2 protein-coding genes are annotated in these 1124 nt (G+C 70.3%); both read left to right on the forward strand.

Translation table 11 applies throughout. From position 1 onward, the window contains the following. Window positions 1–518, forward strand: a 518-nt coding sequence (locus ABD194_RS20635) for an FtsW/RodA/SpoVE family cell cycle protein (RefSeq protein WP_343995024.1), incomplete at its 5' end; no start/stop codon positions are given. Next, a partial coding sequence (locus ABD194_RS20640) for a penicillin-binding transpeptidase domain-containing protein (protein WP_343995026.1) occupies window positions 515–1124 on the forward strand: 610 nt, incomplete at its 3' end. The genes ABD194_RS20635 and ABD194_RS20640, both read left to right, overlap by 4 nt.

A 1124-nucleotide genomic window follows, 5' to 3' on the forward strand; every position in this document is an offset into this window, starting at 1 on the left:
TCTCGCCCGACAGTCTCGACCGCTCCAACCAGCTGGCCAACGGGCTCTGGGGCATGGCGTCCGGCGGCCTCACGGGGACCGGGCTCGGTGCCGGCCGCCCCTACCTGACACCGTTCGCCGAGAGCGACTTCATCTTCCCCAGCCTCGGCGAGGAGCTGGGGCTCTTCGGCGCGGTCGCGATCCTGGTGCTCTACCTCGTCTTCTGCGAGCGCGGGGTCCGCACCGCCCTCGGCGTGCGCGACGGCTTCGGCAAGCTGCTCGCCATCGGCCTGTCGTTCTCCGTCGCGTTCCAGCTGTTCATCGTCATCGGTGGCGTCACGCGGGTCATCCCCCTGACCGGCCTCACCACACCGTTCCTGTCGCTCGGCGGCTCGTCCCTGCTCGCGAACTGGGTGATCATGGCGCTGCTCCTGCGCATCTCCGACCAAGCCCGCCGACCGATGCCCGAGATCCCGGTCGGCGTCGCAGCGGCCGAGCCGGCGCCCGCCGAGGCGACCCAGGTGGTGAAGCTGCCGTGAACACCCCGATCCGCCGGCTCTCGATCCTCATCGCCCTGCTCTTCACGACGCTGCTCGTCGCCTCGACCGTCGTGCAGTTCGCCCAGGCGAGGTCGCTCGGTGCCATGGCGAGCAACAAGCGCACGCTGCTCGACAACTACTCGCGCGAGCGGGGCGCGATCATCGTCGGCGGCCAGGCGGTGGCCAAGTCCGTCCCGGTCCAGGACCAGTACCGCTACCTGCGCACCTATCCGCAGGGCGAGCTCTACTCACACCTGACCGGCTTCTACTCCTACTCCGTCGGGGCGCCCTACGGCCTCGAGCACGCCGCCGACGACCTGCTCTCCGGCGACGCCGACCAGCTCTTCGTGCGGCGGGTCACCGACCTCATCACCGGCCGCAAGACCTCGGGCGCGACGATCGAGCTGACGATCGACCCCAAGGCACAGAAGGCAGCCGACCAGGCCCTCGGCAGGAGCCGGGGCGCCGTCGTGGCCCTCGACCCGAAGACCGGCGCCATCCTCGCGATGGTCAGCCACCCGGCATACGACCCCAACGGGCTCGCCAGCCACGACCTCGGCAAGGCGGCCAAGGCCTGGCAGACCCTGTCCACCGACAAGAACAAGG

The sequence above is a fragment of the Terrabacter terrae genome (genome assembly GCF_039529575.1).
Taxonomy (GTDB): domain Bacteria; phylum Actinomycetota; class Actinomycetes; order Actinomycetales; family Dermatophilaceae; genus Terrabacter; species Terrabacter terrae.